The organism is Paenibacillus sp. P36, assembly GCF_045866505.1.
Lineage (GTDB): Bacteria > Bacillota > Bacilli > Paenibacillales > NBRC-103111 > Paenibacillus_E > Paenibacillus_E chondroitinus.
In genome coordinates, this window is the sequence record NZ_AP038372.1 from 5,674,858 (window position 1) to 5,687,705 (window position 12,848).

General features: G+C 49.6%; 12 protein-coding genes. 1 reads left to right on the plus strand and 11 read right to left on the minus strand.

Annotation, left to right across the window (positions count from 1 at the left end):
• The 8 genes from iolC to ACKTT9_RS25705 all read right to left on the minus strand — a co-directional run bounded on the left by iolC (position 1) and on the right by ACKTT9_RS25705 (position 8,860).
• A complete protein-coding gene (gene iolC, locus ACKTT9_RS25670) occupies positions 1–1,011 on the minus strand; it encodes a 5-dehydro-2-deoxygluconokinase (protein WP_157322063.1) in 1,011 nt (336 codons plus the stop codon).
• 7 nt (positions 1,012–1,018) lie between these two features.
• On the minus strand, positions 1,019–1,927 hold the full coding sequence (iolE, locus tag ACKTT9_RS25675) for a myo-inosose-2 dehydratase (protein ID WP_407868115.1): 909 nt from the start codon (positions 1,925–1,927) through the stop codon (positions 1,019–1,021).
• 18 nt (positions 1,928–1,945) lie between these two features.
• On the minus strand, positions 1,946–3,811 hold the full coding sequence (iolD, locus tag ACKTT9_RS25680; protein WP_407868116.1) for a 3D-(3,5/4)-trihydroxycyclohexane-1,2-dione acylhydrolase (decyclizing): 1,866 nt from the start codon (positions 3,809–3,811) through the stop codon (positions 1,946–1,948).
• A 128-nt stretch (positions 3,812–3,939) separates the two neighbouring features.
• Complete coding sequence (locus tag ACKTT9_RS25685) at positions 3,940–4,839, minus strand: TolB family protein (protein WP_407868117.1); 900 nt, start codon at positions 4,837–4,839, stop codon at positions 3,940–3,942.
• 139 nt (positions 4,840–4,978) lie between these two features.
• On the minus strand, positions 4,979–6,193 hold the full coding sequence (fdhA, locus tag ACKTT9_RS25690; RefSeq protein WP_407868118.1) for a formaldehyde dehydrogenase, glutathione-independent: 1,215 nt from the start codon (positions 6,191–6,193) through the stop codon (positions 4,979–4,981).
• Positions 6,194–6,426: 233 nt separating this feature from the next.
• Entirely contained in the window at positions 6,427–7,374 is a 948-nt protein-coding gene (locus tag ACKTT9_RS25695) for a hypothetical protein (protein ID WP_407868119.1), read from the minus strand.
• 39 nt (positions 7,375–7,413) lie between these two features.
• Positions 7,414–7,731 carry a MocE family 2Fe-2S type ferredoxin gene (locus ACKTT9_RS25700; RefSeq protein WP_407868120.1) on the minus strand — a complete coding sequence of 106 codons (318 nt, stop codon included), beginning with the start codon at positions 7,729–7,731 and terminating at the stop codon, positions 7,414–7,416.
• Positions 7,721–8,860, minus strand: coding sequence for a fatty acid desaturase family protein (locus ACKTT9_RS25705; RefSeq protein ID WP_407868121.1), 1,140 nt, complete (start codon positions 8,858–8,860; stop codon positions 7,721–7,723). The genes ACKTT9_RS25700 and ACKTT9_RS25705 overlap by 11 nt, the downstream gene beginning before the upstream one ends.
• A 167-nt stretch (positions 8,861–9,027) precedes the next feature.
• Here ACKTT9_RS25705 and ACKTT9_RS25710 point away from each other — a divergent pair, with 167 nt between their 5' ends.
• Positions 9,028–9,912: a helix-turn-helix domain-containing protein gene (locus ACKTT9_RS25710; RefSeq protein WP_407868122.1), complete on the plus strand. Its 885-nt coding sequence runs from the start codon at positions 9,028–9,030 to the stop codon at positions 9,910–9,912.
• Positions 9,913–9,916: 4 nt separating this feature from the next.
• On the opposite strand, the gene ACKTT9_RS25715 is transcribed toward ACKTT9_RS25710, so the two are convergent.
• The 3 genes from ACKTT9_RS25715 to ACKTT9_RS25725 form a co-directional block, all read right to left on the minus strand.
• Entirely contained in the window at positions 9,917–11,194 is a 1,278-nt protein-coding gene (locus ACKTT9_RS25715; RefSeq protein WP_407868123.1) for a polysaccharide lyase family 7 protein, read from the minus strand.
• Positions 11,195–11,510: 316 nt separating this feature from the next.
• Complete coding sequence (locus tag ACKTT9_RS25720) at positions 11,511–12,512, minus strand: aldo/keto reductase (protein ID WP_407868124.1); 1,002 nt, start codon at positions 12,510–12,512, stop codon at positions 11,511–11,513.
• 164 nt (positions 12,513–12,676) lie between these two features.
• Positions 12,677–12,823, minus strand: a complete 147-nt coding sequence (locus ACKTT9_RS25725; protein WP_145657396.1) for an aspartyl-phosphate phosphatase Spo0E family protein — start codon at positions 12,821–12,823, stop codon at positions 12,677–12,679.
• Positions 12,824–12,848: the final 25 nt, after the last annotated feature.

The window sequence follows — 12,848 nt, forward strand, 5'->3', positions numbered from 1 at the left end:
CTATGAGGCAGTAATTTCATTGCGATTGCAGCGCTCGATATAATCTTCTACTTGGTTAACGGTCGGCATGGCATCCGAGCAGCTATGGCTGGAAATAACGATACATGCGGCAGCGCTTCCGAATTCCATGCTCTTTTCAAGCGTCCAGCCTTGCATAACGCCATACAGGAATCCTGCAGCATAGGAATCTCCCGCCCCGAAGGTTTTGACGACTTTGGCCGGGAAGCTTTTCGCCCGGTGCCCCTCATCATCCTGTGTATAAGCGATAGAGCCTTCTTTCCCATGCTTGATGATGACGATTTTCGCCGAATGGTTAAACCACTTGGAAGCCGTAACTTTATCGTCGGAGGACTCGTTATTTTCGAAGCATTCCATCATATCGAACTCTTCACGCGTTCCGAGGATGATGTCGCATTTTTCAGCGGCAAGATTGTAATAAACCGCCGTTTCTTCCGGTGATGTCCATGTATAAGGGCGATAATCCAGATCGAAGACGATGACGGCGCCGTGCTTTTTCGCATAATTCAATGCTTGGAATACGGCTTCCCGCGATGGGCTTTTGGCAAGCGCCGTCCCGGAAATAAGCAGCACTTTAGCCTGGGCGATCAGCTCTTCTTGCACCTCGTTAGGCGTCAGTTTCAGGTCGGCTGCATTGTCACGGTACATCAGAATGCTGCAATCGGTAGGACTTTTGATCTCTGTAAAAGCAAGCCCCGTCACCGCTCCAGTTGTATCCGTTACAACACCGGCGGTGTCAATTTTGTTGCGCTGCAGATAATCGGTAATAAAACGGCCCATTTGATCGTTAGCCACTTTCCCGATGAAAGCCGTATTCAGACCTAAACGCGACATTCCAATCGTGATATTCGCAGGCGATCCGCCGACATATTTCGTAAACGTCATCGTTTCTTCCATGGGGCGATGAATTTCATTCGCATTCAAATCGATGCACAAGCGTCCAATAGCTACAAAATCAAGCGGCTTATTCGTTGGAAAAGATACATAAGTCATGGCTTCTCTACCTGCTTTCTTGGGATATGAGCGTTTGGATGAAATCAAGTGATTTCTTCGCGTATTCGTATGCTGGATGTTCAGCGGGATCTTGTTCGCCTTCGAGCATCGCCCAACCGCTGTAGTTGCGATCCAGCAGCTCCCGGAAAATTGGAGCAAAATTCAGGCATCCGTCACCCGGTACCGTGAACACGCCTTGCCGAATGCAACTCACGAAGTCGGCGTTCGATGCGCGTGCTTGATCGAGTATTTCTTGCCGAATGTCCTTTAAATGAATATATGCGATACGATCGTAATGCTTACGCAAAACCGCAAGCGGGTCTGCGCCGCCATAATAGGCGTGGCCTGTATCAAACAATAGATACACAAGATTAGGATCGGTTAATTCCATTAGGCGATCGATTTCTTCCGGCTGTTCGACAGCCGTTCCGCCGTGATGATGATACGTCAGTTTGAGACCGTACTCCTGAGCGATGGCTCCGGCTGCATTCAAACCTTCTGCCAGCGAACGCCAGGCTGCTTCATCAAAACGCAGCACTTCCTTCTCGTTAGGTGTACGCCGCGGATCAAAGTGCAGGGAACCTCCCACTTCGCACGTGGAGATGACGGTGCTTCCCATCTCATGAAGAAACTCCACATGTTTACGGTACGCTTCAAGTTCCGCCTCGCGGTAAGCCGGGTCGGAAAAAAGCACCGATTTCCACTGCGATGTTAGCTGAATGCCGCGCTTCGCAAGCTCAGCCTTTAGAACGGTCGGATCTGTCGGATATTTCCGTCCCATCTCGGTTCCCGTCAACCCTAAGGCCTGAATGTCGTCAACAATTTGCTCAAATGTGGTGTCAGCGCCGTGCTCTTTCACATCTTCGCCAACCCAGTTAATTGGATGTATGCCAAGTTTAAAAGGTTGTTTACCCATACAGCGTATCCCCTCTCGCTAAATAATCGTGACCGCTTGAATGCGGGCCTTCATGTTTTCGTGTGCTTGAACCACCTTGCTTGAGACGGAAACCTCTGGTACGCCTACATTCCACCAGGATTCATACCCATCGGTATTCGTGCCTGGAACAACAGAAATTTCAATGAGTGTAGTTACACTCTCCTGTTTGGCCATCTGCAGCGCTGTCTGAAGCTCCTCAGCCGTATTTGCCTTATAAGCTTTAGCCCCCAAACTGCGAGCATGCGCGGCAAAATCAATAGGCATGTAGGCACCTGTCAAACCGCCAGTTGCTTCGGTGCGGTAGCGGAATTCGTTACCGAAACCGTCACTGCCTTGGCTTCTCTGGAGATTATGAATGCATTGAAAGCCGTGGTTATCAAATAGCAAAACGGTAATTTTGCGTCCTTCCTGCAAGCTGGTGACCATCTCGGAATGCATCATCAGGTAACTGCCGTCGCCTACCATGGCGTATACGTCACGTTCAGGTTCTGCCAGGGCAGCCCCGAAGGCTCCGGCAATTTCGTACCCCATACAGGAGAAGCCATACTCCATGTGATAGGTTTTGGGCTCGACCGGCCGCCATAATCGATGCAAATCACCCGGCAGGCTGCCTGCCGCACAAACGATCACCGAGGATGGGTCAATCGCCGCGTTAATGACACCCAATGCACGCGTTTGTGCCAGTCCAGCCTCATGCTCAGCTGCGTACAAGCGGTCAACTTCAGCGGTCCATTGCTGTCTAAGCCCGTCGATTTCCCCGCTTTCGTATGCGGTTCTATAAGCGGTCTGTGTAAGCGCTTCCCGCAAGGCGATAAGACCTTCTCTCGCATCTGCGGTAATCCCCACGCCATTTAACTTCGCCGCATCAAATCCGCTGACATTAATGTTGACGAACTGCACGTCAGGATGGGTAAAAGCCGACTTCGACGATGTTGTAAAATCGGAATATCGCGTTCCGACGCCGATAATGACGTCCGCCTCTTGCGCGAGCCGGTTGGCTGCCAGCGACCCTGTGACGCCGATTGCGCCAACCTGCAGCGGATGGTTCCAAGGCAGCGCGCTTTTGCCGGCTTGCGTTTCGGCTACGGGAATGCCGAAAGCTTCGGCGAACGCAGCAAGCTCCTGCGAAGCGGAAGCGTACAGCACGCCGCCGCCGGCGATGATGAGCGGCTTACGCTTGCCCTTCAGCAGCTCCGCTGCGCGTTTGATCGCGCCCTCTGCGGCTGGCCGACGATCGATATAATGAACTTTCTTATCAAAGAAAGCTAAAGGATAATCATACGCCTCCGCCTGTACATCCTGTGGCAGAGCCAAAGTTACTGCTCCGGTCTCAGCCGGATCCGTTAAAACACGGATAGCCTGAACGGCAGCTGCCATCAATTGTTCCGGTCTGACGATCCGGTCCCAATATTTGCTTACCGTTTTGAAAGCATCCGTAGCCGATATCGTGTAATCCTGAATAGATTCCAATTGCTGCAGCACGGGGTCCGGCTGTCTGGAGGCAAAATTGTCTCCCGGCAGCAGCAGTACCGGAATACGGTTAACCGTCGCTGTTGCTGCGGCTGTGACCATATTCAATGCACCCGGGCCGATCGAGCTGGTGCAGGCATAGATTTGCTGCCGATTCCGCTGTTTGGCGAAAGCGATTGCAGAATGCACCATGCCTTGCTCATTTTTACCTTGCCGATAAGTAAGGCTGCCCGCGCTTCGTTCCAACGCTTCACCGATGCCCGTCACATTGCCATGTCCAAATATACCGAAAACACCTTCAACAAACTTCTGTTCTCTACCATCAACCGATATGTACTGACTGTCCAAGAATCGAAGCAAAGCCTGTGCCATCGTTAAACGGATTGTGCTCATGGGTATCTCGATCTCCTTTGCTATCCCGAGGGATTAAGCGCTTAATCTCTCCTGTTTTAAGCACTTAATCCTCATCGAGGTTAAGCGCTTAATTTGATATTACTACAGGATTTCAAATGCTTCAACATTTATTTTCCAGCGTCGTCGGGTGTAATCAATGAATAGCTGACAAACGCCAGCTTGCTGCTATCTGGTGACCATGAGTTGACATTAATCGTGCCTTGTCCTCCAAACAGTTGCACCAGTGTTCTGGCTTCGCCGCCACCGCTTGGCATCAAGCGTATTTCCACCTGCTTGTTCGGGGGATGGTCGCCGGGTTCAACATCGCCTTTTTTGTAAGCAATATACGCAACAAGTTCGCCGTCGGGGGACACATGCGGAAACCAGTTGTTACTTTCATCAAACGTCATCTGCGTCTGCTCGCTGCCATCTACATTCATGCGCCATACTTGCATCAGACCCGATCGCACGGAATTAAACCAGATATGCTTGCCGTCCGGCGAATATTCAGGACCGTCATTCAGACCCGGACTATCCGTCAGCTGTTTCTCCACACCACCGGCAGCAGGGATTGTATAAATGTCATATTGTCCGTTCCGTTCTGCACAGTAGGCTAGCTCACTTCCGTCTGGTGACCACCCGTGCAAATAACTCGGCGCCATAGGGGTAACGAGAACCGGATGTCCTTCCTCCAGCGGTACGATGTAAATGCGAGACTGGCCGTCTTCCTGCGTATGATGACTTACGGCAATTTGCGTTTGATCGGGCGATAGCACGTGATCGTTATTACAATGATCAATGTATCCCGAATCGATTAACGTGCTTTCACTTTCCAAAATATCAAAAGAATAGAGGCGGCCCAAACTATTATAAATAAGCCGATTACCGTCACTCGTCCAATTCGGAGCCTCAATCAGGTAATCGTAATAAGCCAGCTGCGTGCGCTCACCCGTATAGATATCGACGACTTCGAGGATGCTCCTCACGTTGCGGCCTTTATTCGTCAGCGGTTCTTTTAATGTATTCATTTGCTTTCCTCCGTAGTCTATAGAATGCAATTTCATCTCTTAAATACTTCGATGTTGGCCTGTTTAAACCTGCCTGCTTTTCCGCAGCCCAAAAAGACATCCCCAGTCCAACGACTGAGGATGTCTTAACCAAAACTATCTATCTCACAAGCCCATGCGGATCAATCACGAATTTCCGTGAAACACCGCGATCGAATTCCTGATACGCGCTAGGCGCTTCCTCTAAAGAGATTTTCGTCGCGTTCACCGCTTTTGCAATTTGCGCTCTGCCGCTGAGGATCGCCATCATCAAGTCACGATGATATTTCATGACCGGCGTTTGGCCGGTGACAAACGTATGCGATTTGGCCCAGCCGAGCCCGAACCGAATTTTCAGTGTGCCGATCTTGGAGTCCTCATCCACAGCGCCAGGATCGCCTGTCACATACAGCCCCGGAATACCCAGACTGCCGCCCGCACGCGTAACCTCCATGATGGAGTTGAGCACAGTCGCAGGCGCCTCGCCATGCGCCTTGCCATGTCCGTGAGCTTCGAAGCCGACGCAGTCAATTGCGCAATCCACTTCCGGCGTGCCCAAGATTTGCTCGATCTGCTCGGCCAAATTGGCATGCTCACGCAAATTGACGGTCTCGCAGCCGAAGCTTTTCGCTTGAGCTAACCGCTCGGCGTTTAAATCGCCGACAATAACGACCGCTGCGCCCAGCAGTTGTGCGGAATGCGCTGCCGCCAAACCGACAGGACCCGCACCGGCAACGTATACGGTCGAGCCAGGACGGACACCGGCGCTAACTGCACCATGGTAGCCCGTTGGGAAAATATCGGATAACATCGTTAGATCCAAAATTTTTTCCATCGCTTGCGCTTTGTCTGGAAATTTCAGCAGTTGAAAATCTGCGTAGGGCACCATGACGTATTCGGACTGACCGCCTACCCAACCGCCCATATCCACATAGCCGTAAGCTGAGCCTGGACGATCCGGATTCACATTCAGACATACATTCGTATGGCGCTCTTTGCAATTGCGGCAGCGTCCACAGGCAATATTGAACGGAACGGAGACCAGGTCCCCTTTTTGGATAAATTCCACATCCCGACCAACCTCAATGACTTCACCCGTGATTTCATGTCCCAAAATAAGCCCCGACGGCGCCGTCGTTCTGCCCCTGACCATGTGCTGGTCGCTGCCGCAAATGTTCGTCGTAACAACTTTAAGAATGACGCCATGCTCACATTTACGTCCAACGTTTAACGGATTCACGCCTGGACCATCTCGTAAAATAAGATCCGGAAAAGCCGTATCCCGGATTTCTACACTGCCTGGTTTGTTATAAACGACCGCTCTGTTTCCTGTCATCTTCGTATTCCTCCCAAAATTGAAATGTCACTTTCGTCGTTCGAACATCCGTGGAACATTCATCATTTTTCGCATAGGGGAAACGCTTTCACAAACTTATAAATAGGCAGTCCAAACGCCCATTCCATCTATTTCCATTATATGAGACAAGCCCAGTGAAGTATACAGCTTCGCGCAACAAAGTTGTATCCACACTTACACCTGCTCCTTCTGTAGGCATTTTGTCCATAAATCTACGGTTGAACTGCCTTTAACCACTCACCGACACCGAGAGAAAGCTCCATTTCCCATTCGAAACAACCTTTTGCCGGAATGACCTGTGCGGTTCCATTACTTATCGCTTTCTCCAGTGAATCATAATAGCCGATGCTTGGCTCCAAGGCACACGTCACACGATCATTTATCATCCCTTCGTCGATCCAAATGCCGAGATAGGGAACTTGGTCGGCCGATACAGACATAATGAAATAATTACCGTTTACTTCCTCATACAAACCTGACCATCCAGAAGTTACTTTCCCTTCGTAGTAAAACTTGCGCGCATCTCTAGTTGCCTCGGGCGTAAGCATTGAAACCTCCTCCCAGGAATAGGAACTGCCAGCTGTAAGTTTGTTACCTCCAAAAACACACAACATACGCTCCATAGAGTCTGGAAGAAGCAGGCGTGTCCGCTCTGTAATCGCAAACTGAGGATGCGGGACCCACAGGAAGGGGAGCGGTTTATTTCCCTCATTCACCACACGATACGCCAGCTTGACCTTGTCTCTGTCCGCCATTGATATTCGTCTTGAAAAACGGTAGGGCAACTGCGGACTCTCAATGATACAGTTAACCGTCCCCTCTTCGATCTGACAGCTCCCTGGAAGCGACCAAAGCTCTCCATGATCCGGCAGGAGAATAGGTTCATCTACGCCCGCAGGACAGGCAATAATGGTTGGAAAACACTCGTCCCACCCGCTCATGTCCCAATCCGTAAAGGTTGAGCCAAACTCCGGCTGCTTGAGAGGACGCGTACCTGAATCAAGCAGCCACTCTTTTCCTGTTGGCTTATACATCATGGAGACCAGCTTCCCTCCGAGCTGCGGGATGAGTTCTACTTTGAGCTGCTCATTTTCTATGACAAAAGAGAGGTGCCCTTTATATGTTCCTGTTTGAACCTTCGCTGCATTCCTGTCCTTCACACGCATTCTCCTCCCGAAACCCGATGCTCCCTTACTCTCTCAGAGCCTAATGAAAACTTTCCCCGCTTCTACTTTTACGGGATACGTTTTCAGATCAATACATACCGGCGCCCTCTTCGCTTGCCCGGTAATCACATCGAATCTCCCGTTATGCTTCGGACATTCGATGATGTTACCCATGACAAGCCCCTCTGACAGATGAAACTTCCCATGGGTACAAAACCCATCCGTCGCATAGTAGTCATTACGATCCGTTCGGTATATCGCGAAGGAACGCTCGCTATAATCAAAGCGGATCACGTCTTCCTGTTCAATTTCGTCCGCTCTGCACGCTTCAATCCACTCCTCAGGCGCCATGTGTCATTCCTCCAGTTATTGCAGGTTTTGTGTCTGATCTTTTCGATTCTGTAGGGTCTGGCGTTGTCGCCGGCCCATAATAATAAGGGCGCGCCGTGCTGGGCAGCGGCTTAACAATCGTAAACGATGGATCTTTGCCCTGTTTGATGAGCGCGATCATGACTTCTTTCAACGCTGCGCCCAGACTGCTGCACGGCTTCGGACAATCTCCCTGCATTTCTTTATGAAGCGCAGGAAGCGCATGATAAGGCACCATCGGAAACATATGATGCTCAACGTGATAATTCATATTCCAGTAGAGAAATCTAAACACGGGATTCAGATATACCGTGCGGGTATTCAAACGATGATCCAAGACATCTTCATGCAGTCCCAAATGCTGCGATAATCCAAATAACAGCATTAACAAGGTACCGTAGAACGTCGGCAGGCCGATAAACATTAGCGGCAAGAAACTCATATGATAAATCGCAAGTCCGATAACAGTGGCTAAAATAAGCAGGTATATGCGTGCTTCCAGATATGCTTTAGGGCGCTCTGACAGGGGAATGTACTCATTTTCGGTACGATCCACCTTCCCAACACAATGTAGAAAAAAGCGTTTTATTTCCTTCGGTCCGCCGTACAGATGAAAAATCTCCATAACAAGAATGCGCCAAATCGGTGGTCTTTCCATAAAAATCTCAGGATCACGCCCCACTATATACGTATCGCTATGATGTCGCGTGTGGCTCCAGCGCCAAGGTGTTGCAGACCGCAGCACCATGAAGGACGCAATCTGATACACCACTTCATTCATCCAAGGTGTTTTAAAAGCCGTCCCATGCCCGCACTCATGCCAACGTGAATCTCCCGGGGAGGCGTACAAGGTGCCATAGATAAAAAATGCTGGAACAGCCCACCACGTTCCCCACGAATAATACGCAAGGATGCCAGTGCCTATGAGAAGCGCGAATAAAATAAGGGTATCCCGTATGGCCGGCCCGTCTTTACGCTTCATTAACTCCTTCATCCTCTGACGAGGAATAGGAGATGTGTACCATTCAGTGGTCACAAGGCCCCTATCTTGCGCTCGCTGGTTCTCCTTGCCTGTAAGGCTGTAATCTCTTCTTCCATTAGCTGAAGACATCTGAGCGCCTCCTTCTTCTTGATGATTATGCTTTCATTGTACAGACCCGCCCTACGGAAGTATTTATCCCAAAGTAACAAAATGGTTACCAAAATCACACTATGGCAGATTCCCATAAATTTGTATAATGGAAATAGGCACTCGGACGGATCATGCGGAGGCGAACGATGACGACTAAGCTTTATTTTATGGAGCCAAGCGAAACGCTCGAACAGTTAAAACAGTATTATTTCCCGCCGTATATTACGCTTGCTCATATGTTCCATGCCCCTAACGGTTGGAAATTGAAACCACGCTCATTGAAGCAATATCAACTTCAGTATGTCGTTGAAGGAGTCGCAGATTATCATATTAGCGGGCATGATTATGTGACGGAACGCGGAGATTTGATCTTTCACAGACCAAACGAGCCCCACTACGTCACTACCCGCCCGAACGAGCCTTATGTCTGCATCTCGCTTGTTTTCCATTTCGGCGAATCCGGTTTCCCCGTCCAACAAATCCTGGATAACTCCAATGAAATCGGCCCTCATTATATGGGGAATTACCAAAATCACACTATCGAGCATAAGCTCACTGAGCTTGTACATCATTACCGGATGCCGGAGGTAACGGACCACTTCCTCTGTCAAAGTCTGCTGACACAGATTTTGCTTCAGATATCCAGACAAAAAAAAGAGCTCGCTGTCAGCCCTTCGAAAAAAGAAGATGCTAACAAAGCGAAGCTCATTCTGATACGCAACTATATCTCCAACCACTTGCAGGCCGGATTTACGCATCAAGATCTGGAGAAGCTGACAGGCTGGAGCCGGAACTACATCATTACGCAATTCCGCACGGCATTCGGCATGTCACCCATGCAATATTTGGTCTGGGTCCGATTGGAGAAGGCCAAGGAACTGGCGCTCCAATCCGGGCAATCCTTTGGCGAAATCGCAAATGAGGTCGGCTACACGAATATCCATGCATTCGGGAAAATTTTTAAGCGAAAAACGGGCATGAGTCTTAGTCAATTTTGCGCTACCCTTTTCAAAGACACGCCGGACCAGTAACAGCTTATTGATGTGTGACCGAATAGTCGTACACCCAGTTCTCGGCATAGGCATCCGGACTTTCGCCAGGGGCAGTTGAATCATTGGATTGCGTATAGTTGCCAATTTTGAAGAAACAGCCTGTTACATTTTTCGTTTGCGTGTATGGCACAGTTTGACCATTGTATTCATAGGAAATAACGCCATTGGCTACAATGATTTTAACCGTAAATAAAGTTCCCAGCGTGTAGTTGCTGTCGAGCAAATAACCATGCGTATTGTCCCCGTCTGTAATGTAAATTTTGGCCGTCGTGGAAACGCCGCCAGGATTATTGCCTTCGACACGGAAGACAGTCACATCATCATTGGCATCATGAATTTGGCCAACGACCGTTTGCGGTTTCACCGTTGTCAGATGCGTCACTTTTTGCTTAATGTACATCGTATGTGTTTTCCCGTCATTACTGCCCCAAGACATCTGATTACTGGAGTCTCCAGTCGTATAGTTATCCTTCATCTCGCGCAGCTCACTTCTAGGATTGCTGGACCCTGATGTTGACACAGCACCATGGTTTGCGCGAAATTGAACGGCATAGCCATCCGCATCGTGCACAACTTTAAACCAAGGGTCGATGGAATACGAATTTAACGCTGGTTGTAAAACTTCAAGTGGACTAGTCGAGCCGGATTGCTTCGGAATCGGCAAAGTGATTTTCCAATTTTTCAAGTATAGGACATCAGATGGAAGTGTTGGAGTTGTAGGTGGCGTTGGTGTTGGAGTCGTTGTTGGCGTTGCGGTAGGCGTTGGCGTCGAGCTAGTGCCGCTGTCAAGGGTAAAATCATCAAAGCGTACATCGGAAGATCCCGTGCTTCTAGTGAAAATGACGGCGCTGGTATTCGTCGCACCTGTCGTAAAGTTGACGGTAAATTGCGTCCAAGTTGAGGTATTGCCGCCAACCGTAACTTCACTGCCGCCAAAGGTATTAGCGCCAATCACGCCTTGGCCGAGAATCCAGGCTTTCAGCGTATAGTCGGTGTTTGCTGTAAGACCGGATATGGTTTGCTTATAACCGCCACCGTTAGCTGTGGATTTGGCCGAACGAGTACCCGAGTGATGATCGCTCGTTGAGATTGCAGCCGAGCCGACTTTCGTCCATCCTGTTGCATCGCTTTCGAAGCCAGGATTGGTGATCGCAATGGATGCGGCTGTTACCGACGTAACATTGCTGAAAATGAGTGCGGTCGACAACAGTAAGGAAAGCATGACTAAGTAATGAATGGGTTTTAGGATCTTTTTTCGCATAATAATCCTCCTAGTTAATGATTAACTTTTGTGTTCTGTGTTCGAAGCAGTACGCAATGCGGTTCATCAGATAAACAGGCGTGAGGCGTGCTGAAAGTGAACGGAATCTTTCGTGCTGTTGGCCTAGATGACCTCCCTTCATGTTCGAATACTAACGTTTATTTCCGTGTAAGCGCTTAACAATGTTCATTATAGTTAAAATTTTCCTATCTCTGTAGCGTTTTTTTTAGGTCCACTTGTGTTATTCCTAGAGTCAGCACAAAAAGGGCCACCCCTCAGAAGATCATCTTCCTGGAGCAGCCCTCTATTCACTGTCTTAATTCCTAACTAGATTCGCTTGGGGGTTTCTCGTCACCGCATCGAGCTCTTTCAGTTCCTCCGAAGTCAACTTCTCAGCAACCGTTGCCAAAATATCCGTGATGTGATGCGGTTTGGACACTCCCAGAATCGCCGATGTGACTCCCTGCGTACTCAGAACCCAGCTCAGCGCTAGCTGAGCAAGTGTCCAACCCTTACGCGCAGCGATTGGTTTCAACTGCTCCACAATGTGGAAATGCCGCTCTTGCTCCAGCAGCACTTGCAGCCGTTTCTCATTGGCAGCGCCACGAGTTCCTGCTGGCGGTTGCTGGCCGTAGGCGTATTTCCCCGTCAAAAGGCCGCGTCCCAGCGGGCTGTACACGATAACGCCTACGCCTTCCGAGATGGCGAACGGCAGCAGCTCCTGCTCGATTCCTCGGGCAATCAGGCTGTATTCCGGCTGAACGCTCTCGAAGCGTTCAAGCCGCTGCAGCGCAGAGATGCCATGCGCTTTGGCGATCTGCCACGCCGCATAGTTCGATGCGCCGATGTAGCGAACTTTTCCTTGACGAACAAGGTCGTCCAGAGCGCGCAGCGTTTCTTCCAGCGGTGTTTGCTCGTCGAATCTATGTACTTGGTACAAGTCGATATAATCGGTTTTCAATCGTTTAAGACTATTCTCAACAGCACGGTAAATATGGTATCGGCTTTGACCAGCATCATTCGGGCCCAGTCCGACACGTCCGTGAACCTTGGTCGCAAGCACGATTTCGTGGCGGCGAGCGCCAAGCAAGTTGCCGAGAATCGTTTCGGACTCGCCGGTTTCAAGCGGGTTATCCTTGTCCATCCCGGAGCCATACACATCGGCTGTATCAATCAGGGTAATTCCCGCATCAAGCGCCGTATCCAGCACTTCGGCAGACTCCTTCTCCCCGATCCATCTGCCGAAAGCCATCGTGCCCAGACTTACCTCTGAAACGCGCAAGCCTGTTCGTCCAAGACGTCTTTGTCCAATACTCATATCCACATCTCCCTGTCTGTTGGTATTAAAAAAAAAAGGGCAATCCATCAAAGGATCGCCTCCGTTTTCTACGGTCGGTCAAACTGCTTCACTTAAACCAAGTTAATCACTTGGATTAATCCCATATTATCACCACGATGTCTAATCGTCAACCTGCCGATTGGTTATTTCAGCACGTAATATCGGATAATATATTCATCCAATTGTTGGCTAATCGCAACGACCTTTTCATGGGTAAAACAGCCGTGACGCTCGGCTTCCTCTATCATCTTCATGCGTAATGCTTCAATTTTCTGCAACAATAGTTCCATCTCAACAGTTCACACCAATTCTGTT